The organism is Nitrospinota bacterium (assembly GCA_016235255.1).
Classification (GTDB): Bacteria; Nitrospinota_A; UBA7883; order UBA7883; family JACRLM01; genus JACRLM01.
Genome location: JACRLM010000035.1, coordinates 1 through 19,707, shown reverse-complemented (window position 1 = coordinate 19,707; position 19,707 = coordinate 1). Strand labels below are relative to the sequence as shown.

23 protein-coding genes and 1 pseudogene are annotated in these 19,707 nt (G+C 57.2%); 2 read left to right on the top strand and 22 right to left on the bottom strand.

Translation table 11 applies throughout. From position 1 onward, the window contains the following. Positions 1-551: 551 nt before the first annotated feature. The 18 genes and pseudogenes from HZB29_04740 to HZB29_04655 form a co-directional block, all read right to left on the bottom strand. The gene (locus HZB29_04740; protein ID MBI5814900.1) at positions 552-1,247 is read right to left on the bottom strand and encodes an HD-GYP domain-containing protein; all 696 of its coding nucleotides are present in this window, start codon (positions 1,245-1,247) and stop codon (positions 552-554) included. A gap of 16 nt (positions 1,248-1,263) precedes the next feature. Continuing rightward, on the bottom strand, positions 1,264-1,482 hold the full coding sequence (locus HZB29_04735) for a DUF3330 domain-containing protein (protein MBI5814899.1): 219 nt from the start codon (positions 1,480-1,482) through the stop codon (positions 1,264-1,266). A gap of 42 nt (positions 1,483-1,524) precedes the next feature. After that, complete coding sequence (gene merA / locus HZB29_04730) at positions 1,525-3,165, bottom strand: mercury(II) reductase (GenBank protein ID MBI5814898.1); 1,641 nt, start codon at positions 3,163-3,165, stop codon at positions 1,525-1,527. Then, on the bottom strand, positions 3,162-3,428 hold the full coding sequence (merF, locus tag HZB29_04725) for a mercury resistance system transport protein MerF (protein MBI5814897.1): 267 nt from the start codon (positions 3,426-3,428) through the stop codon (positions 3,162-3,164). Before merF ends, merA begins: the two co-directional genes overlap by 4 nt. Further along, positions 3,428-3,790, bottom strand: coding sequence for a mercury resistance system periplasmic binding protein MerP (gene merP, locus HZB29_04720; GenBank protein ID MBI5814896.1), 363 nt, complete (start codon positions 3,788-3,790; stop codon positions 3,428-3,430). The genes merF and merP overlap by 1 nt, the downstream gene beginning before the upstream one ends. Before the next feature lie 12 nt (positions 3,791-3,802). Continuing rightward, positions 3,803-4,153 (bottom strand): mercuric ion transporter MerT, encoded by a 351-nt coding sequence (gene merT / locus HZB29_04715; GenBank protein MBI5814895.1) that lies wholly within the window; start codon positions 4,151-4,153, stop codon positions 3,803-3,805. A gap of 55 nt (positions 4,154-4,208) precedes the next feature. Further along, complete coding sequence (locus tag HZB29_04710; protein ID MBI5814894.1) at positions 4,209-4,649, bottom strand: hypothetical protein; 441 nt, start codon at positions 4,647-4,649, stop codon at positions 4,209-4,211. Further along, positions 4,609-5,061: a MerR family DNA-binding protein gene (locus HZB29_04705; GenBank protein MBI5814893.1), complete on the bottom strand. Its 453-nt coding sequence runs from the start codon at positions 5,059-5,061 to the stop codon at positions 4,609-4,611. The genes HZB29_04710 and HZB29_04705 overlap by 41 nt, the downstream gene beginning before the upstream one ends. Before the next feature lie 126 nt (positions 5,062-5,187). After that, positions 5,188-5,466: an FtsX-like permease family protein gene (locus tag HZB29_04700; GenBank protein ID MBI5814892.1), complete on the bottom strand. Its 279-nt coding sequence runs from the start codon at positions 5,464-5,466 to the stop codon at positions 5,188-5,190. An 18-nt stretch (positions 5,467-5,484) separates the two neighbouring features. Further along, positions 5,485-6,996, bottom strand: a complete 1,512-nt coding sequence (locus HZB29_04695) for a glycosyltransferase family 4 protein (protein ID MBI5814891.1) — start codon at positions 6,994-6,996, stop codon at positions 5,485-5,487. Further along, positions 6,986-8,515 (bottom strand): glycosyltransferase, encoded by a 1,530-nt coding sequence (locus tag HZB29_04690; protein MBI5814890.1) that lies wholly within the window; start codon positions 8,513-8,515, stop codon positions 6,986-6,988. The genes HZB29_04695 and HZB29_04690 overlap by 11 nt, the downstream gene beginning before the upstream one ends. 41 nt (positions 8,516-8,556) lie before the next feature. Further along, a complete protein-coding gene (locus tag HZB29_04685; GenBank protein ID MBI5814889.1) occupies positions 8,557-8,832 on the bottom strand; it encodes a helix-turn-helix transcriptional regulator in 276 nt (91 codons plus the stop codon). Beyond that, positions 8,829-9,135, bottom strand: a pseudogene (locus HZB29_04680) (type II toxin-antitoxin system RelE/ParE family toxin). The gene HZB29_04685 and the pseudogene HZB29_04680 overlap by 4 nt, the downstream one beginning before the upstream one ends. 143 nt (positions 9,136-9,278) lie before the next feature. After that, entirely contained in the window at positions 9,279-10,127 is an 849-nt protein-coding gene (gene htpX, locus HZB29_04675) for a zinc metalloprotease HtpX (protein ID MBI5814888.1), read from the bottom strand. Between the two features lie 336 nt (positions 10,128-10,463). Beyond that, a complete protein-coding gene (locus HZB29_04670) occupies positions 10,464-11,057 on the bottom strand; it encodes a hypothetical protein (protein MBI5814887.1) in 594 nt (197 codons plus the stop codon). A gap of 6 nt (positions 11,058-11,063) precedes the next feature. Beyond that, on the bottom strand, positions 11,064-11,645 hold the full coding sequence (locus HZB29_04665; protein MBI5814886.1) for a hypothetical protein: 582 nt from the start codon (positions 11,643-11,645) through the stop codon (positions 11,064-11,066). Between the two features lie 225 nt (positions 11,646-11,870). After that, positions 11,871-12,617, bottom strand: coding sequence for a hypothetical protein (locus HZB29_04660; GenBank protein MBI5814885.1), 747 nt, complete (start codon positions 12,615-12,617; stop codon positions 11,871-11,873). Continuing rightward, positions 12,614-14,380 carry a protein BatD gene (locus HZB29_04655; protein MBI5814884.1) on the bottom strand — a complete coding sequence of 589 codons (1,767 nt, stop codon included), beginning with the start codon at positions 14,378-14,380 and terminating at the stop codon, positions 12,614-12,616. Before HZB29_04655 ends, HZB29_04660 begins: the two co-directional genes overlap by 4 nt. Positions 14,381-14,454: 74 nt before the next feature. Here HZB29_04655 and HZB29_04650 point away from each other — a divergent pair, with 74 nt between their 5' ends. Next, positions 14,455-15,468, top strand: coding sequence for a flippase-like domain-containing protein (locus tag HZB29_04650; GenBank protein MBI5814883.1), 1,014 nt, complete (start codon positions 14,455-14,457; stop codon positions 15,466-15,468). A 19-nt stretch (positions 15,469-15,487) separates the two neighbouring features. Here HZB29_04650 and HZB29_04645 read toward each other — a convergent pair whose 3' ends face one another. Beyond that, the gene (locus tag HZB29_04645; GenBank protein MBI5814882.1) at positions 15,488-15,853 is read right to left on the bottom strand and encodes a septum formation initiator family protein; all 366 of its coding nucleotides are present in this window, start codon (positions 15,851-15,853) and stop codon (positions 15,488-15,490) included. A 3-nt stretch (positions 15,854-15,856) separates the two neighbouring features. Further along, positions 15,857-17,146 carry a phosphopyruvate hydratase gene (gene eno / locus HZB29_04640; GenBank protein ID MBI5814881.1) on the bottom strand — a complete coding sequence of 430 codons (1,290 nt, stop codon included), beginning with the start codon at positions 17,144-17,146 and terminating at the stop codon, positions 15,857-15,859. Between the two features lie 457 nt (positions 17,147-17,603). On the opposite strand from eno, the gene HZB29_04635 reads away from it, so the two are divergent. Then, on the top strand, positions 17,604-18,095 hold the full coding sequence (locus HZB29_04635) for a transposase (GenBank protein MBI5814880.1): 492 nt from the start codon (positions 17,604-17,606) through the stop codon (positions 18,093-18,095). A gap of 140 nt (positions 18,096-18,235) precedes the next feature. Here HZB29_04635 and HZB29_04630 read toward each other — a convergent pair whose 3' ends face one another. Beyond that, entirely contained in the window at positions 18,236-18,766 is a 531-nt protein-coding gene (locus tag HZB29_04630) for a hypothetical protein (GenBank protein MBI5814879.1), read from the bottom strand. A gap of 22 nt (positions 18,767-18,788) precedes the next feature. Beyond that, positions 18,789-19,532 carry an acyltransferase gene (locus tag HZB29_04625; protein MBI5814878.1) on the bottom strand — a complete coding sequence of 248 codons (744 nt, stop codon included), beginning with the start codon at positions 19,530-19,532 and terminating at the stop codon, positions 18,789-18,791. Positions 19,533-19,707: the final 175 nt, after the last annotated feature.

The following is a 19,707-nucleotide window of genomic DNA, read 5'->3' as shown; positions in this document are numbered from 1 at the left end:
TGAAATCAAAAAGAAAAGGAAGGCCGCGGCGTAACTGTCCGCCGCTTGCGGCCCCGCCGGGATTAATCGGAAATCACCGGATGGACAAAGCGGACAATTCATGTGCTACTAAACCGGACATTTCTATTTGTTGCTAACAGCTTTGCGGCATGGGGGGGCTGAAGTGTCGGAGTTGAGCAACGATAAGCCGATTGAGGGCGCTATCGCGGTGGCCGCGCCACCCCGCGCTCCCGGTGGAGAAAAAAGATTCCGGGGTGACCGCCCTTGCGGGCTACAACACCCCGGACATTTTTAAAAATCAAAAGCAAACGGCCTGGCGCCCAAATTACAGGGGCGGTTGTAGCGCCGCCCCATCGCCGGTCAAATGTCAGTTCGTCCTGGACATGGTGAACGACCAGTAGTAATTAATCTGGCCGCAAAACTGCGGCCTTAACGGACGAGAAGTATCTGCGAGGAAGGAAACGACGACGATGCTACACAGTTACTGACACCCATGACTGCCGAAATGCGTCCTAAAAGAATCGAATTCGACTACCGTGGCCTATTCCTTCTCAAGTGCGCGAATTGGATGCTTCACCGGAAATATCGGGATCACGCAACAGCATGCATTTCGCCGCCACCATTTCGCGCAGTGCAGTCTCTTCAGCCAAAAATGCTTGAACGGCTACCGGGTCAAATTGCGTACCACTCATTTTGACGATTTCCGCACGGGCCTGATCGAATGATAGTGCCTTGCGATAAGAGCGGTCAGAGGTCATCGCATCTAGCGTGTCGATTACCGCGAATAATCGCGTTCCTAGAGAAAGCTGTTCGCCCTTGAGTCCGCGTGGATAACCCGTTCCATCGAAACGTTCTTCATGGCCGAGTATGATTTCGGCGGATTCCTCCATACCCGGAATCTGCGCCACGATGTGATGCCCCTTTTCGGGGTGAGTGCGCATTTCCTGCCACTCATCTTCATTGAGCGTTCCCGGCTTCAACAAAATTGCATCCGCTATCCCGATCTTGCCTATGTCGTGCAGCAAGGCTCCCCAATAAATCTGGCGCAAGCGCTCGGGGTCTTTAGTAAATCGGCGGGCAAGCACCAGGGTGTGGCAGGCCACACGCCTGGAATGCAGCCCTGTTTCATGCTCCCGGATGTCCAAAGCCTCGGCCAAGGCTTCTGCAAAGGCTGCACCTGCGCTTTCCGGAACATCTGCTTCTGCATTCATCACACCCTCCCCATCATTCAATCTGATGACCAGCATCTTAAATGATGGACATTCAGCCGGTTTGGTTTTTCCCGGTATCTGCATGACCTGTCCGAGTGTGCCACTTGTCGTAGCAGGCCGTGCCGCAGAAATGGTATACGTAATCGTCCGCCTCGACGCTGACCGTTCCTGCGGGCGGAAGCTGCCCGCAACACTCGGCGCAGGTCAGTCTGTGCTTTGTCGCCGCGCCGCAACCGGAGGTTATCTTGCTGTTGTTTGGGTCGGTATTCATCTTTCCTCCTTTCCGAATTCAACTGCCCCCTGTATCAGCCGCTCACCCGGCGCAGCAGGAGAGCTGCTTCACGTCCTTGGTAAACGTCTGCGCGCACAGCTTCAGCCCTTCGACCATCGTCAGATATGGAAAGAGTTGGTCGGACAAATCCTGCACGGTCATGCGCGCACGGATGGCAAGAGCCGCCGTCTGGATGATCTCGCCCGCTTCAGGCGTAACGGCTTGTACACCCAGCAGACGCAGGCTTCCGGCTTCCGCGACCAGTTTGATGAAACCGCGCGTATCGAAGTTGGCGAGTGCGCGCGGCACATTGTCGAGCGACAGCGTGCGGCTGATGGTCTCGATACCTTCGTAGTGTGCTTCCGCTTCGGACATTCCCACCGTCGCCACCTGCGGGTCGGTGAATACCACCGTCGGCATGGCGGCGAGATCGAGGGCGGCCTCGCCGCCGGTCATGTTGAGCGCCGCGCGCGTACCTGCTGCTGCCGCGACGTATACGAACTGCGGCTGGTCGGTGCAATCACCGGCGGCGTAAATATCCGGCGCGCTGCTGCGCATCTGGTTGTCAATCACGATATTGCCCTGCGGGCGGAGTGCTACCCCGGCATTGTCCAGTTCAAGGCTGCGAGTGTTGGGTGAACGTCCCGTGGCAACGAGCAGCCGGTCGGCGCGCAGTTCACCACTCGGGGTCTTGAGCACGAACTCGCTGTTCGCGTAGCTGACTTCACTCGCCTGCGTATCGCTCAGCACCGTGATGTTTTCGGCGCGGAACGCCGCTGTTACCGCTGCGCCGATGGCCGCATCCTCGCGGAAGAACAAGGTGTGGCGCGCCAGTATTGTCACCTTGCTGCCGAGCCGTGCAAAAGCCTGAGCCAGTTCCAACGCGACGACCGAGGAGCCGATCACCACCAGCCGTAGCGGAATGCTGTCGCACACCAGCGCTTCGGTCGAAGTCCAATATGGCGTGTCATTCAATCCGGGAATAGGCGGAATCGCTGCGCTGGCGCCGGTTGCAACGAGGCAGCGGTCGAACGACACCTCGCGCTCGCTGCTGTCGCTCAAACGCACGGTCAGCGTATGGCCGTCCTTGAAACGGGCCTCGCCGCGCAGCAGGTTAATGTCCGGGGTATTTTCCAGTATCCCTTCGTACTTGGCGTGGCGCAGTTCGTCCACGCGCGCCTGTTGCTGCGCGAGCAGCCGGTCGCGCAGGATGGTAGGCGCAACTGCCGGGATACCATCATCGAATGGGCTGTTCGTGCGCAGGTGGGCGATGTGGGCCGCGCGAATCATAATCTTTGAAGGAACACAGCCGATGTTGACGCAAGTGCCGCCGATGGCGCCGCGCTCGATCAGCGTCACCCGCGCGCCGCGCTCGAACGCCTTCAGAGCGCAAGCCATCGCCGCGCCGCCGCTGCCGATGACGGCGATATGCAGCTTGGTCTTTGCCGCTTTACCTGCTGCCGTTTCGTCCGAGCCAATAATCTCGGCAGTGTAACCACCGGCTTTGACCGCTCGCACGAGAGTATCGGTATTGATTCCGTTTTGCGCCACCACGCTGGCAAGCCCATCGTCATAAGAAACAGAGGCAGAGACGACCACGGGTAAGTTAGACAGAGCATTCTCTACGGTTCTCGCGCAATGCTCGCAAGTCATACCGGTGATGCGCAGAGTGATGTTGTTCATGATTCATCGCCCTTCTGTGGCTGGCATTTGCTGGTTTGGCATCTGGCATTCTCGGCGCAGGATGCCTTTGATTTGCGGTTGACAGCATAAATAATCAAACCGACAAAGAACAGCAGGGCTGGCATCAGCACGTAATCGAGATACCCCACCCAGGCAGCCAAACCGACCGCGCCGAAAATGAGCACCAGCACAGGTGTGAAACAGCACACGGCTGAGATGATCGCTCCGACCGTGCCGGTTTTCAGCAAGGTTGATGTTTTCATCATTGACCTCCCACGACATGCGATGGATAACCCGCGTCTTCAGTCGCTTTGGTGAGCGCCTTAACGGTAGTCTTGGCATCATCGAAGGTAACGACGGCTTCCTTCTTCTCGAAACTGGCTTCGACCTTGCTCACGCCCTCGACTTTGTTCAATGCCTTCTTGACGGTGATCGGACACATTTCGCAGTACATACTTGGAACGGAGAGCGTGACCGTCTTACTGGCAGCAAAGGCAGGTGACAGAGTCAATACGGTAATCGTGGTTACCACGATAATTGATAGTGTTTTGGCGATTTTGGCGAAACTCGCTGTGCTCGTTTTGCGAGCAGCCGCTGCGCGGCTTGCCTGCTTGAATCTATACATGTTATTGCTCCTTCAATAAAATAGCGGTGCAAGATAAGGGAAGGACAGTGCGACAAGCACCAGCATCGCAACGATCCAAAAAATGATTTTATAAGCCCGCCTAGTCTGTGGCAACGCACAAACTTCACCCGGCTTGCATCCGGCTTCTGACCTATAAACGTGCTTCCAGGCAAAGAACATTGCTATCAGTGCCACACCGAGAAAAATCGGACGATAAGGCTCCAGTAACGTCAGGTTGCCTATCCACGCACCGCTCACTCCAAGTGTTAGCAATACCAACGGCCCGAGGCAGCAGGTCGAGGCCAGGATGGCCGCCATGCCGCCCGCGAAGAGCGCACCGCGACCTGTTTTTGTTTCGGACATGTGATTCTCCTTTCCAAAAGATATGCTAACCTTAAACCCGTAGCCAACTACGGAGTCAAGTGTTATGAAAACGAGCCGTGCCGTTGCGCGCCAAGAGGAAACCGATGTAATTCGGGAAAAAGGCGAAGGCGAGCACGAAAACGGTGACCACCCAGAGCATGATCTTGTTCAATCTCTTGATCGTAAACCCCTTCAAGTGCTCCGCCGGACAACCACACGATTCTTCGCCGCCTGAAGTAGCGGCCACGACGATTTTCGGCTTTCGGTAAGTGAAGAAAAACGCCAGGCCGAGCATGGCGAAGGTCACCGGCAGCAACACGGGCCGGGATGCCTCGAACTTGGCTGCCATCGTTCCGCCCGATACTCCGAACGCGATGAGCGACAGAGGCAGCCAGCAACAGGCGGATGCGAGCACGGCCGATATCAGCGCACCCGCCTGGGCGATGGTCCCCGCCTTACTTGTCGCTTTGTCCTGACTTATTCCGCTCGCCTTCATTGGTTTCCTCCTGTTGAAGCACTTTGAGGATGGGACAGTCGCTGGTAACGGCGCGATTTCGACAGCTACCCACGAGCTGCACGAGAACCGCCTCCATCCTCTGTAGGGTCCTTATCTTGCCGCGCACGTCCGCAGTTTTTTCCTCAGCCAGTTTTCGAACCGCATTGCAAGTGGCCGACGACGACAAATCGACGCGCAATCCCAGTAGCTCTTTGATCTCCCTGAGCGTGAACCCGAGTTCCTTCGCTCGCTTTATGAAGCGGAGCCGGTGGACGGTCTCTTCGGGATATTGCCGGTATCCGGATTCCCTGCGAGGAGGTTCCTCGATGAGCCCCTCCCGCTCATAGAACCGAACGGTTTCGACTCCGATCTCCGCGAGGCGGGCGATTTTTCCGATTGTCAGCGATTCCATCAGGGTCTCCTTTCGCTCTGATTGCATTATAAGGTCCGCACTCTACTACAGAGTCAAGGGTTAAAAATAAAAAAATATCTGTCCTTGGGAATCCCGTAACCCAGCGTGTTTCCGCAGGTTGCGTCTTCATGTACATAACACATTGGAATCAAAGGAGTTATGCGGCGAAATCGCCAGGCTGATTGCCGTAAGAGTAGGGCGCACCTGCTGATTTATGAAGCTCCCCAACGGGATGCCAATATGGGCTGCAGTCAAAATCAGCGCCGTTTCAAATGCCAGCCCGGCCAGTGTTCCTATCGCTCCGATAATCGCCGCTTCGGAATAAAGCAATTGGTAGATTTCCACTTTGCGCATCCCTATCGTGCGTAGCGTGCCGATTTCAATGATGCGTTCGAAGAACGCCACCAACTTAAGCGGCCATTTTTACCGCCCCAACTTCCCCTTAAGCAGCGTATATATCTCCAGCAGCGTTTCGTTCCCCGGCATCCTTGCCATGCTATCTTCCAATAACTTCACCGCTCCCGCCAGATCGCCTGCGTTCACCTTTTCCTCCACTGCAAGTATCACCACCTCCGCGTCGTCCGGCCGCATGGCCATAAGTTCAGACAACACTCTGTCACGCAGAGGGCCGCCGGGCATTATCTCCACCCAGTTGCGCATCCACTCCGCCCCCCGCATGCCGGACTTGTGGGCGGTCATGTAAAGATCGTTGGCGGCGCTGTTCTGGCCGTTGGCGGCGGCGTGAATGGCCATGTTCAAAGCGGTATGGGCCAGGGATGATATCTTAAATGGCCGTAAGGCAGCCATCCTGCCAGCCATCACGGCCAACGCGTCCCAATCTTTTTCATGAAACAGTTTAACGGTCTCGTCCAGCCACACTTCCGGGCATGGCTCGGCGTTTAACGGCCCGGAGGTCTTTCTTAATCCCTTCGACTCCGCAAGGTTCAAGTAAACCTTCTCGTATTCGCGGATCATCAAACGCGCGTCGAACCTTTCCTCCACGGTTTTGCGGGCGCGCCTTCGCATGTTCTCCCATCGTTCCGATCCCCGCATCGCCGCCGCCTCCCGCACGGCTGTGATTATCGAATCCTTGTCCGCCCCGTTGACTATCCAGCCGTCCACCCCGTTTGTGACTATCTCCGCCATGCCCCCGTCGCCGGATACGATTGGCGGTGCCCCGCAGGCCATCCCCTCCACCGCCGCCAGCCCGAACGGCTCCACCCTGGAGAACAGAGCCATGACGTCCGCCTGTTGATATAACGGCGGCATGTCGCTCCGCAACCCCAAAAATTTCACCCTGTCCGTGGACGCCCCGGTTTGATGGCGTCCGGCCATCCATATCTCTATGCGATGGTCTATCGCCAGTATGTCCGCCGCAAGCTCGTCCAGATGGAAATGTTTCGGTTTTTCGCGCCGGGAGGATTCGAGTATTACGATGCGGTCATCGGCAAGTGGTTCGTTGCGGAATGGAAATTCGTCCACGTCTATCCCGTTGTGGATCACGACAGTCCGGCTTTTGTCCGGCTGGAACTTTTCAACTGTGCGCGAGACGCAAATCGAAACGTCTATTTCCGGATACATCCGGCCCGGCTCGCAAAGGTGCATTATCTCCACAATTGCGGGAACCTGGGCGGCGATGGCCGCTTCGCATATGGCCGGGGCGAATCCTCCGGAGAACTGCACTATGTCCGCATCGGCGAAAATTTCCACCATCTTTTCAAACCGTCCCTCGCGCCCGGTGTAGCGGTATTCGATGGAGGGGTCGAAAGGGATGTCCTTCGGGTCTTCCTCGCCGGGGATGACGAAGCTTACATCGAAAATGCCGCGGTCGAGGAAGCGGTGATAGAACGTGTCCATGCGCGGGATGCCGCCGCCGGAGCCCCGGGCGAAGGCGCAGTGGACCAGGCGGATTTTCCGGGGGAGGCTATTGGTCATGGCCGGCCCCTCCCAGTTTTTCCGCAAGCATGTCCCGTATCTGCGCAAGTTCGGGAGAGCCGGGACATTTTTGCGCGCCATCGTTCAGGGCGCTCACCGCAAGGCGGCTTTTGCCCGATTCCATATAAAATTCCGCCAGAAGCATGTAAAGGTCCGCGTCCGCCGGATTCATCGCGATCAGTTCCTTCAATAAAGGCTCTTTCCCGGCGCCGGACGGCAACACGGAAAGCCAGTCTTTCATCCATGGGATGTCCCGGAAGCCGGAGTTGTAAAGCTTTCTATAGCACAAATCCGCCGTTGATAAATCGCCGCGCGCGACGGCCTGTTTGGCGAATTTCTCCAGCGCCCAGGCGCACAGTTTCACGCGCACAGGAGCGGGCCGTTCATCCATGCTGCGCAGCATTTCCACGGCGCGGTTCCAATCTCCCCGTTGCATATGGAAAACCGCCTCTTCGATAGACACCTCCGGCGGAACGGGGGCGGAACGGGGGCCGGGCGTGGCGCGTCTCCCTTTGCCGCTTACAATCCTCGCGAAAATTATTTCGTATTCACGAACGCAACGCTCGATGGAGAACGATCTCTCCACTTTGGCGCGGGCGGCAGTTCGCATTTTCTCCCATTCATCCGTCCCGTGGATTGCCAGGGCTTTCCGGATCATGGCGATGGCTTCGCTTCTGTTCCCGGCCGGGCCGATCCAGCCATCCACGCCGTTTGAAACAATCTCCGCCGGGCCGCCATTGTCCGACACCACAGGCAGAAGCCCGCAGGCCATCGCCTCGGCCACCACGAGGCCGAACGCCTCCCGCTTTGAATAGAGGAAAAGCAGATCGGCCTTGTGATACAGGGAAGCGATGTCATTTTGCACGCCCAGGAATTTCACTCTCTCTGTGGATGGGAGTGTTTGATCCGCCCCGGCCATCCATATTCCCACAGATGGATTTATCGCGGCGATTTCGTCCGCAAGCGCGTCGAGGTTTATCTCCGCCTTCCCCCTGCTGCCTGCCTGAAGAATGATTATTTTGCCGCCGTTATCTTTAGAGGTGGCGCGGAAAGGGAATTCCGGCAGGTTTATGCCGTTGTGGATTACAGCGGTCTTTTCCGGAACCGGCTGAACTTTCCGGGCCGCTTCGGAAACGCATATGGTGACGTCTATTTCATCGTACATCCGCCCCGTGGCGATGTCGTGGGCGACCTCCACAATCGCCGGGACGCGCGAGGCGATGGCCGCTTCGCAGATGATGGGGCTGAACACGTCGGAGAAGACCACCATGTCCGCCGTGGAGAAAATTTCCATAAGTCTTGCGAACCTGTTTTCAATCCCGGTGAAAACATACGGCGCGGCGCCTTCATAGGCCTTTTGGCCCTCGCCCGGCTCGTCCGTCACCACGAATACCGGATCGAAAAGCGTTCGGTCCAGGAACATGTGATGGTAATGGTCCATTCTTGCGATCCCACCCCCCACCTGGAAGGACTTGGAGCAATAGACCACGCGGATGGGGGGGGAGCATGGCTCGGCCATTGTCGGTCGCTTGGCTTTCTATATGTTGAAAGTTTGGGACGCTACGCGATTTTTACCTCAAGCCGTCTGCCGAGGGCGGACGCAACACGCTCAAGTGTGGACAGCTTTATGTCTTCCGCGTGGTTTTCAATGCGGGAGATGGCCGTCTTCCTAGTGTGCAGCCGCCGCGCCAGCTCTTCTTGCGTCAGTCCGGCCTTCTCGCGAGCTTGCCGGAGTATAACGCCCACCTTGAACTGTTCATAGCCCTCGTCATAACCGTCCGCGAATTTTATGTCAATCGCTTTTCGTTTGGTTATATATTTCTTCAGCTCACTCATCGGCCTTTCCTTTCCAGATAATCTTTCATGCAAGCTTCCGCTCTTTCAATTTCCAGCCTGGGCGTTTCCCGCGAGAAAGCTCAATATTCTGTGGGCATTCGAGCCAAAGACAATCCTGATCTCCCAAATGCCGCCGGTCCCGGCCAATTTTTTAAAATATGCTGATGGGACATTGTCCAGTTCCTCGATCAACCGCAAGACCCACGTGACTTTTTGCGCGGCCTTGCCTAGAAGGGAATTCAGGAAATCCTCCACCGGGCATTTGCCATCGGACGTCCGGTAGAAAACGATTGTCCTGCTCATCCGGCCATGTTAACGCGCATGTTAACATGCTGGCAACAAATATTTAGTGAAGCGCGATGAAGAATATGCGGCTTGGTGGGATATCTTTCCCGGCGAAAAAAAACGGCGGCTCTCCACCGCCGTCCCGATGTGTGCGCTAATTCCTAGCTGAAAAAGTGAAGGTTCCTCAGCGCTTCCACCCTTTTTTCCACCGGAGGGTGTGTGGAGAAGAGCGTTGCGAAATCCTGGCCCGTAAGCGGGCTCATGATGAAAAGATGCGCCGTGGCCGGCTCCGCGTTCATCGGCGTAAAGGCGGCCGCCTCGTGTATCTTTATGAGCGCCCCGGCAAGCCCTTCCGGATTGCGTGTCAGCTCCGCCCCGGTGCGGTCGGCCAGGTATTCGCGCTGGCGGCTTATGGCCATCTGCACAAGCATCGCCGCTATGGGCGCCACAAGCATCATCACCACCGCCACGATAGGATGGGTCCCCTCGCCGTCGTCCCGGTTGTGGCCGCCGAACATCAGCGCCCACTGGGCCATGTTGGCAATCATGGATATGGCCCCGGCCATGGTGGCGGCCAGCGTGCCTATCAGGATGTCCCTGTTCTTGATGTGCGCGATCTCGTGCGCCAGAACCCCGGCAAGCTGTTCCCTGTTCAGGGTGCGCATGATCCCCTGCGTCACCGCCACGGCGGCGTGCCCGGGATTTCGCCCGGTGGCGAATGCGTTGGGCTGGTCGGTCGGTATCATGTACACCTTGGGCATGGGGATGCCCGCCTTGGAGGTCAGCTCGCGGATGGTCTGGTACAGCCAGCCGGCCTCCGCCTCGCTGATCTCCTTTGCGCCGTACATGTTGAGCACAAGCTTGTCGCTGTAGAAATAAGAGAAAAAGTTCATCCCCAGCGCGAGGATGAACGCCATTATCATTCCGCTCTTTCCCCCCAGGGCCGCTCCTCCGAAAACAAAGATCAAAGTGAGCGCCGTGAGCAGGGCCGCGGTCCGGAATGTGTTCATTAAAAACAAGCCTCCTAGTTATACGTTTATTAAAACCCTTTAAAATCAAGGGTTTCATATCGTCTTGTCTAATATAAAATCCCGGGAGGCCGTTGTCAATGCCATGGTTGATCCCCGGATAAAAATACGTCAAATCACTATTGCCTTTGATGAACCAATGGACGGTTGTTTGCATGCCAGTTCCATGCAAAGCCGCGATCCCGGATAGCCGCCGCTGGCGGCTTCCGGGATGACAAAATGCGGCGTGTCATGCGCGAGGGATAAAAATAAAAAAGCCGCCCCGCCTGGTTTGATGACGGGGCGGGGGGCGGTCTTTGTTCAAAAAGCGCTGTCAGGCTACGGGTTGATGTCTTTCACCCATTTGAGCTTGATGTTTTTCAAGCCAAGTGTACCTTTGCGCGCGTCGGAGCCCGGTTCGGTGTCGGTGGCCTTACCGCCGACTCCCACCCAAAGCTCCGTCTCCGCCGGGGAGAAGTACCTGTGGAAGGTGACCACGTGCTTGTCGTGCGTCCGGTAGTTGGTGTTGTCCACCGCGAACTGGCTATGCACCTCGTAATTGAGCCGCTGGTAGCAGTAGTTCACCGAGCCGTGGACCAGGGCGGCGCCCATGGGCAGGTTGACGAACCAGCCGGCCACTTTGGCCTTCGGGTCCGGGTCCTTTATGCCAACGACCACGTCCACCACTGTGGACTCGCCGGGCCTGAAGGGTATCTCGGCGGCGCCTTCCTTGTTGATAAGGCTCACACCCTTGTCGTCGCGCACGTCAATGTAGATGTTCTTCTCGAACTCCGCGTTGTTCTTGTGGCAGGAGGAGCAAGGGTTCGGGCCGGGCCCCTTCTTCGGGTCCGGATATACCGACGAGCCGGGAAGGGCCAAAGCCCAGGATGGCAGGACTATTGCCGCGGCCAGCGCTAAAATTATCTTCTTCATGGCTTTTTACTTGCCTCCCTGCGGAACGAAAGTGACTTTTATCGTGTGGCCTGCCAGCCCTTCGGGCCCGTGGCCGTCCTTGCCCAGGGACACCCTCAGTTCACCGGTCATCGGCTGGTTCGGGGCCGCGCCGCCGAAGTAGAAAGTCTGCCCCGCCACGGTGTGGTTTTTCACGTTTTTTTCCTGGCCGTCGGTGTCCGTGTACTTTGTCCACGGCTGCCCCTGCTCAAGCTTGCGCACGCAGTTTGGCAGTTCGGTCTCCACCCCCGGAGGAAGCTTCCAAAGCCAGCCCACCGCGTTGGCCGTGCCGGCGTCCTTGGAGCCGAGCACGAGCTTGTAGCCCACCTTGCTCCCCGGTTTGATCGGGATGATTATGTTGTTGCTCGAGGCGCTGTAGTCGTCAACTATCTGCTTGCCGTCCTTCACGCGCAGAAGCTTGACCACCAGTTTGCCGCGGTATTCGGAGTTGGTATGGCATGCCCGGCAGCCTTCCGAAGGCTCCGCTCCGGCCGCGGGATACGCTTGCGCATTTGAGGCAAGGCCGATCCACGCCGCCAGCCCTAACGCTAACAGGCTTAGATTTCTCATAAGATTCCTCCGTTCAAGTTTATAACAGCAATCAAACGCCCCTCTTGAAGACGTTCTTATGAACTGGCCAAGGCTGATGGAATCACCGGCCTGGTTTGAACCGCCGCCGCGCGGGCGGAGGCGTGAAACATTTTTATATTAGTGGCGCGCCGCCGGTCAAGTTAATTATCTTCCATAAAAAAGACGGATCAGCTTATACACGGTCATGAATCCGGTGTTGCGCGTTCAAATCTCCTCCACAGAGCCCCTTTGCACCCATCCGGTCAGCCCGGAAGCCAGTGTCACCTGCGCGAAGTCCCCTTCGATCCTGCTTATCCTGCAGGCGGCGCCGTCATGGAATGTGAACAACCTGCCGCTTTTTTCCGACGGTTCGGCGAAAGCGTCCACGCTCGCTTCCACCGCCACGGCGGCCCCGGCCTGGTCCACCCCGGCGATCCGCCAGAATGTCCATCCCCCCCACGCCATCGCTGCCAATCCCGCCACAGCCGCAATCAAATAGGCCCTTTTTTTCAGCCTGCCGGAGCAGAGCGCCCCGAGCCCCGCCAGCCCCGCCGCCGCGTAATAAAGCGCGGTGAACACCCATACGGACGTGTTCACACCCACGGCGCCTTTCAAGGCGTTCAGCGCCCGCGCTAACGTCCCGGGCCTGGCGCCCTTCTCGCTGTCGGGCTTGATGGTGTTTATATATTCCAGGTTGGCAATGGCGTCCTCGTCGTCCGGATCTAGCCGCAGCGCCCGGTGAAACCGAACCGCCGCCCTGCCCAATTTCCCGGTCTTAAGGTACGCCGCCCCTTTGTTGTATTCCAGGTATGCGTTGGCGATGTTCAGGGAGTTGTACAGTCCAAGCGCTCCTTCGTAATCTCCGGCCAGGTACAGCCTGTTGGCGGTGTTGTAAATCTCCGCGTCCGTCATCGAGTAAGCGCGAAGAGTTGTGAGAGCGAATATCGCCGCCGCGAATGCCAGAATTCTCATTTGCTCCGCTCCAGCCGTCCGATTATTTCCCTGGCCCTTTTCAGGCTGCCGGTCCTGTCCTCGCCGCCGGATGGGGCGTACCTTCCGGTTTCCGCCGATTCCAGCGCGTTTATTATTTCGTCCCGCAACGCGCCATCTGCGTTGATCCGCTGGTGTATCGTCTCCGCTGTAACGGAAGGGGCGGGCATGTCCCACCGGTCGGCCAGATATCCGCGTATGGCGCTGTCCACATGCGCGAAGAATTCACGCCCGTCCGAAAGCCCCTCCGCTTCGTCCAGCTTTTTGTGTGCGTTTCCGGCGGCGTTTGTCAATCTGGCGAAACGCCTGTCGGTCAAAAGCCGTTGGCGCCTCCGGGCGAATACGTTTATCCCCGCAAGCGCCGGCAAAGGCGCGGCGAGGATGACCCACATCCACCACCTGCCATGGACCGGCGCAGGTTCGGCGGAAAGGACCGCCACGTCCGGCTTTATGTACCTCATGCCGCTTTGGACCTGCTCGATCCCGCCATGCCCCCCAGCCGTCCCCTGGCCGCCAGCCTGGGCGGTGACGTTGATCCTCGCTTCCACGGTGGCCGCGCGCACATATTCCTTCTTCGCCGTGTCATACCATGTGAACACCATGGGGGGGATCGTTTTTTCCCCGGTCTGGCGCGGTATCATCGGAAACTCAATTATCCGCCTGGAGATGAGTTTTCCCTGGCTTTTGTCCAGCGTGTCCGTCACCTTCGGTTCAAATATCTCGAATCCGTCCAAGACCGGCTTTTCCGGGGCGGGGGCTGGCTTTAAGTATCCGTCGCCGCTTATCGAGATTCGCAACATCACGTTGGAATTGACCGCCGGGGTGGAAGGCTCCACGCCCGAAGTGACAGTATAGCTTCCCACCATTCCCTTAAAGCCGGCCGGTCTCCCTTTTTCCGGAAGCGGGCGCACGTTCACGGTGATGGGCTTTGTCTGAAGCTTCATCCTGTCCGACCACGGGTCCACTGTGATGTACACCTGCGCCGGTTCGATTGTGTGCGTCCCCGTCGTCACCGGCATGAGCGCATACTTGAGCCTGGTCACATGGTAGGCCTTTCCATTTACGTTTTGCGTGGAGGTCCATTCGCGCTTATTGTCCCCGCCTTGCATGTCCTCCACCCAGAATCCCTTGAAGTCCGGTTTCATGTACGTCGGGTGCTCGTAGATGTCCACCGCGCGGTAGAAGCTGAAGGTGGCCATGACAGGCTCGTTGGGGACGGCTTCTTTTTTGTCCACGTCCATTGTGATGAATATGTCGTCCCTGGCGATCTTTCTTCCCTGGGGGAAGAAGCTGTTGTTAATGAGCCCGTCCAGGTCCAGAGGGTCCTTCCTCCCCGCGCCCTGGGCCTGCGCCTGGGCCTTGGGGTCCACCACGATGTTGATTGGCTTTGTGGAGTATTTCCTTCCGTCATATTCGACGGTGGCGGAGGGGATTTCAAAGGTCCCCTCTTTGGGGGCGCGGATGGTGTACACCACGCTTTTGGCCACCTTGGCCGTCAGGTTGACCATGGAGATTTCCTGGTTCACCCCTTTGCCGGTGATCTCGAAGTTCTCAAGCCGGGGCAGGACAGGATCCGGCAGGCTCTTCACGCCGCTCCCCTCGACTCTTATGGTAAGTTGAAAAGACTCCCCCGGCGGGAGCCTTTCCGGCGAGGCCTTGGCGCTGATGTTTATGTCGGCCGCGAAGGCGCCGCCATACATCGTAAGCTGCGCCGCGAGTGCAAGTATTAAAGATAGCCACCTCATCCGGACAAGTATATATCCTTTTGGATGTGTTACACTGCCCCGATGATTTTTTTTCAAGGGAACGCCCGTTGACAATGGATAAGGTCAGGAAAAAGCTGCTGGACGCCGCCAGGCTGCTGATAATAGCGGCCATATTCTGGTTCCTGTACTCAAGCGGCAGGCTTAATCTGGCCTCGATAGGGGAGGCCGCCACCCATCCGGGGGCCATCGTTTCGGCCACGGCGCTTTTGCTCATCGGGATGCTCATCTCCGTGGAGAGGTGGCGGCTTTTGATCAAGGCGCAGGACATCCACGTGGGCCTCTGGCCGGCGCTCAACCTCACGTTGATCGGGGCGTTCTTCAACATCGTGTTTCCCGGCGCGGTGGGGGGGGACATAGTAAAGGCGTACTATCTGGCCAAGGGACAGCAGCAGAAGGCCGCCCTTGTGACCACCGTAATATTCGACAGGCTTCTGGGGCTTTATACTGTGATCTTCGTTGCGGCGCTCGCCGGGCTGGGGGCGTATGCGTACGTTGCCACGCTGCCCTCCGTTCCGCCGTGGTGGACCCCCGCCATGAAGGGTCTTGTGCTGTTTGTCCTGGTCTTTTTCGCCGCGTACAACATCGCCGGGGCGGTGGTGATGAGCAAGCGGCTGCGCAAGACGCGGCTGAACGTTTTCATCCTCACAAAAATGCCTTTTCACGACAAGGTGGTGAAGATATACAATTCCATCCACGGTTTCCGGGACAGGCCGCTGTATTCGCTGGCGGCCCTGGGCCTGTCCATCGTTTCGCAGTTTATGATGTACACGGCCCTGTATATCATCGCCCAGGCGCTGGACATCAACGAACTTTCACCTGGCCACTATATGTTCGCCCTGCCGCTTTGCATTTTGATCAACGCCATACCGCTGGCCCCGGGAGGCCTCGGGGTGGGGGAGATCGGGTTTGGCGAGATATTGTCCCTGTTTGGTTCGGCCAAGGGGGTGGAGCTGGCGGTGGTGTTCCACATCATTTCGATGGTGTTGGCCGTAGCGCTCGGCGGGGTGGCGTACATGGCTTATGGAAAAGGGGAGCAGGAGATCAAGTCCGCCACCGGGGACAATTAGGCGCAAAACGCGCGCGGCGCTATTGGGCGGAAGGCTTTTCCGGCTGTGCCAGGGATGGATGGTCCTGAACGCCGCCGATGCTGGCCGCGTCCACAAATTCATATACCACTTCGCCCGGTTTCACCAGGCCCAGGCTCTCCCTGGCGATCTTTTCAACATATATGTCGCTTGTGTTGATGAACCGAAGTTCGTTGGCGTGGCGCTCGTTCTCCAGCCTTAAGTCCGCTATCCGGGTGTCCAGTTCATTTATCGCCGTGGACAGCCGCTGTATGTCCGCGAATCCGTTTTCCTTGTTCCACGCCGCCACCGTCACAAGCACGAAGAAAACCGCCGAAAACGCCAGAAGCCTTTTCGCCCGCCCGTCAAATTCCACTTTGAGCGCCACTAATCATCCCTTGATGGAGGTGAAAACAGATCGCCCCCGGAAAGCGGCGGCGTCCCCCAGCATTTCCTCAATCCGCAGGAGCTGGTTATACTTGGCGATCCTGTCGGTCCGGCTCATGGAACCGGTTTTTATCTGGCCGGTGTTGGCCGCCACGGCGATGTCGGCTATGGTGGAGTCCTCCGTCTCGCCGGAACGGTGGCTTATCACGGCGGTGTACCCCGCCCGCTTGGCCATCTCTATGGCGTCCATGGTCTCCGTCAGCGTGCCGATCTGGTTCACCTTTATCAATATGGAGTTGGCGATCCCCTTTTCGATACCTTTTGCGAATATTTTTGTATTGGTGACGAATATGTCGTCCCCCACAAGCTGTACCTTGCTCCCAAGCGCGTCCGTCAGCTTCTTCCATCCAGCCCAGTCCTGCTCGGCCAGCCCGTCCTCTATGGAGATCACCGGGTACTGCCGCACCATGTCCTCGTAGAAGCGGATCATGTCGTCCGTGGTCTTGTTGGGCTTTGCCTCCGCCTCCATCACGTATTTGCCGTTCTCGTAAAATTCCGACGCGGCGGCGTCCAGCGCCAGCATAACGTCCTTGCCCGGCTTGTATCCGGCGGCGGAAATCGCTTCGAGTATCACTTCCACCGCCTCGATGTTGCTCTTCAAGTTCGGGGCGAAACCACCCTCGTCGCCGACTGATGTGGCGTATCCTTTTTTCTTGAGGATGCTTTTAAGCGTGTGGAATATTTCGGCCCCCATCCTCAAAGCGTCGGATAAACATTTGGCCCCGGCCGGCATTATCATGAACTCCTGGAAGTCCACATTGTTGTCCGCGTGGGCGCCGCCGTTCATTATGTTCATCATCGGCAACGGCAGTTCCTTGGCGTTGGCCCCGCCGATATAGCGGAAAAGCGGCAGGCCAGCGTCCTCCGCGGCGGCTTTCGCCACAGCCATGGAAACGCCGAGCATCGCGTTGGCCCCCAGGTTTTTCTTGCTCTCCGTGCCGTCCAGCGCGATCATCAGGCCGTCTATGTTCGCCTGGTCGGTGGCGTCCAGCCCCAGTATCTTGGGGGCGATTTTATTGTTCACGTTGGCGACGGCCTTAAGGACGCCTTTGCCGGAGAAGCGCTTTTTGTCCCCGTCGCGAAGCTCAAGCGCCTCGCGGGTTCCCGTGGAGGCGCCGGAAGGGACGGCGGCCCGGCCCATGGCGCCCGATTCCAAAATCACGTCCACCTCGACGGTGGGGTTACCGCGTGAATCTATTATCTGCCTGCCCGTCACCGCTATGATTCCGCTCATGATAACCCCCATTGGCGTTCGAAAAGTAAAACTGATCCCCAATATAAAAATACGGCCATATACTACAACAATTTCCACCCTATTTCATCAAGATTGTGGTGGGGATTGACTAAGGAGCGCGGGCATCTTGCCCGCATCGTTTTATACGGCGCTCAACGCGCCGTATAAAACGCAAATAGAGAAACGCCACTATAAACAAGCCGGTTTTTGCGTAACTGCTTATTACCGCCTTTACGCCGGCGTCGAACCGGCGAAAAGGCGGTGCGGGCAAGATGCCCGCGCTCCAAGGGGAGAAGATATTTATTTTAGCGGAAGCGCGTGTTAAATTTCCGGCATGGAAAATAATCCCCTGAAAATCTATTGGCATGATCGCGGTTATTTGCCCCATTTCGAGGGCGGGGAAATCACGCAAACCGTATCATTCAGGCTTTATGGTTCGCTGCCAAAAGAACTTCTGTTGAAATGGAAGGGCGAACTGGCCAATGAACCGGAACTGAAAAGAAACGAAGAATTCCGAAACCGGGTGGAGGATTATCTGGATAATGGCCCAGGCGTACGATGGCTGGCTGACGGTCGTATCGCCGGTATGGTGGCGCGGGCTTTGGCGAAATTTGACGGCGAAAGGTATATGTTGCATGCGTGGGCCGTTATGCCAAACCATGTTCACGCCCTTTTTTCCCCATGCGGCGGACACGCCATATCCTCGATATTACAAAGCTGGAAATCATTTACAGCCAAGGAAGCGAAAAAAACGCTAGGGCTGGACGGCAAATTCTGGCAACCGGAGTATTTCGACAGAGCCATCCGGAACGAGCGGCACTTTTTCATGGCGCGGGAATATATCGAAAACAACCCGGTGAAAGCCGGTCTTGTGGCGCAACCGCAAGACTGGCCATGGAGCAGCGCATCTTCCCCCAGGAGCGCGGGCGTCCCGCCCGCATCACGTTAATGGAGCCTCGAAGGCTCCGCTAACGGGGAAAAGAATGTGGAGATAACCACCGCTTTGTGAGACGGTTTGTGTTTAATTCTTATCATCATTGCGCCCATCGAAGGCGCAATGATGATTTGCGGGCAAGATGCCCCGCTCCATTATGGGTATATATCGCTTGTGTTGCTCACCGACCCGGTTTGAACGACCACAAACGTATTATTGCCGGTCCTCACCAATTGAGTGAATGAATCCGAGTAACTGCTCAGCGAGCTTGCGCCTTCATTGACCGCTAGCGAATAACCACCCCCTGTTTGGATTTGACCGTTTTGAGTATTATGATAGAAAACAAACTCTCCGCTCTGCATATCCATGGAAACGACATCTCGTCCAAAGTCAACAAATACCCGTTCAGACGGCCATGTCGTGTTTGTTGAATATGAGTAAAGCTGGTAGATATTAGCGGATAGTGACATATCACCATCACTCATAATTATAAAGTAATCCGCCTCTCCCACACCTTTCGCGCCTCTAAAGAAATTTACGTACATACCCCCAGTAGCCATTGTGCTAACGCTTTCCCCCTCTGGTACATTCAATGTCTCGTTGACCCCGCCGGTTGTTTGATGGACGACGCTAGTGGGATTGGAACCTGTGATAATCAACTTGTCATTTGATGTGGTGAAGGTCAAGGTTTCTCCAATTCCAGTCAACTCAATGCAATCGCACTTTAAATAAACGGAACTGGAGCCTGACGCGCCGCTTGAAGTGGACGTTGATCCGCTGGTGGACGATGATGACGATCCGCCACCTCCGCCCCCGCATGCGGCGACCAATGCAATTGCGCCAAGCAATGTCCCCCAAAGTCCGTGTCTTTTTGTCAGCATGATAATTATTCCCCTTGGTATTATTATTGCCCCTTTCGCCGCGTGGATGGCGGACTGCCCGCAATCTACCCCCCCCCCCCCCCCCCCCCCCCCCCCAGTACGGCAGCCGCCTTGCCGGCACCAGCCAGAGGAAAAAGGGCCAGACCAGGTAGAACTGCTCCTCCACGGCCAGCGACCAGAAGTGGGTGAAGAGCGGGGACGTGTGTCTCAGGCCGGAGTGCGCGGCCTGGTAGAAGTCGCTGGTGTAGGTGAACAAGTAGGGCAACTCGGCCAGGCTGCTGGCCACGCCCGGCGTCTGGCGCAGCGCGGGGAGCTGCCAGGCCGACAGCAGGACCAGGGCCGCCGCAACCAGGCAGGCGTAATACAACGGGAAGATGCGCAGAACGCGCCTGCCGTAGAAGTTCCGGAAATACTGACCTCGGTCCAGGGAGGCCTTCATGTCGAGGAGGATGGGGGTGAGGAGAAAGCCGGACAGAACGAAGAAAGCCTGCACGCCCAGATAGCCGCACTCCAGGTAGCCGGCGTGGAACAAGAACACAGCCAGGAAGGCGAAAAACCGAAATGAGTCCAATCCTCGAATCATGCGATGAGGCTGGCTGAATTGGATGATGGGCCGCGATGTGTGATCTGGCGCGCCGCAAGGTGGTTTGCGACCGACGCGACGCGTTGCGTCGCGCGGCCGAAACCTGTCACCTTGCGGACGCAGAAGCAGAAGGACTGAGGGGCTCCAAAGGTTTTAATCATAG